This is a genomic window from Mesorhizobium huakuii (assembly GCF_030160235.1).
GTDB lineage: Bacteria > Pseudomonadota > Alphaproteobacteria > Rhizobiales > Rhizobiaceae > Mesorhizobium > Mesorhizobium huakuii.
In genome coordinates this window covers 1-838 of the sequence record NZ_BSNY01000036.1, presented here as the reverse complement: position 1 = coordinate 838, position 838 = coordinate 1, and the positions used below count along the sequence as shown (strand labels likewise).

Here is an 838-nt window from a genome sequence, read left to right as displayed (position 1 = left end):
ATACAATCAAGCCGCAATCCCAAAAATTAGCGCGATAAATTATCGACACGTCCTTAGCCGTTCGGCAGCGGCGCCGGGAGTAACAAGGTGGTCGTGAAACCGGCCACCGGGGGCGTCATCCAGCGGCGCGCCCGGCCGTGGCCGAAAGACTGCACCTTGCCGGCCTCGGCGAGCGGCTCGAGCGCCCGCTGCACGCTGCGCTGGCCGGTTCCGAGCGCCAGCGCGAGCGCCGAGCTCGACCAGGCTTCGCCATCGGCGAGCAAGGCCAGCACGGCGGCGTGGCGTTCCTCGATCGGCCGCGCCAGCACCATCACCGCACGCGCCTGGCGCGGCGCCAGCGTGAAACCGCGTTTGGTGGCGCTGATGTCGGCAAGTGCTGCGAGCTCGGCGCGCAGCCGCCCGATCTCGACGCGCAGCCGGGCGCGGTGCGATTCATCGGCATGCCTGCCGCCAAAGGCCCGCGCCACGAGTTCTTCGCGCGAGGCATCCCCGGGCCAGGCTTCGGCGAGTGCCCGCGCCAGCGCGAACAGCACCGGCCGGCTCGCCAGCGAGACCGTTCTGTCGCCGGCACGCACGGTGTAGCGAAAGGCATCGACGACCAGCGCCGGCGATTCCTGCAGCGCCTCGACCTCTTCGAGCAGCAACGGCCGCTCCGTGCCTTGGGTGATCAGCCGCGCCGCCGGTGTTTCCAGCGCGAGCGACGCGGTGGCGACCTCGGCCATGAGGCCGGGAATGCCGGCCTGCCGGGCGGCGTTGCGCGCCCATTCCAGCGCCGCGCGCGCCGGCCGGGTCCGCAGGCGCCGCATGGCGATGCCGGCGACGGCGAGTTCATGCGCGG

At 71.8% G+C, this 838-nt stretch carries 1 pseudogene; it reads right to left on the bottom strand.

What is annotated here, in order from left to right:
- Positions 1-53: 53 nt before the first annotated feature.
- A pseudogene (locus QQK95_RS19450) lies at positions 54-838 on the bottom strand (helix-turn-helix domain-containing protein); the annotation flags it as partial.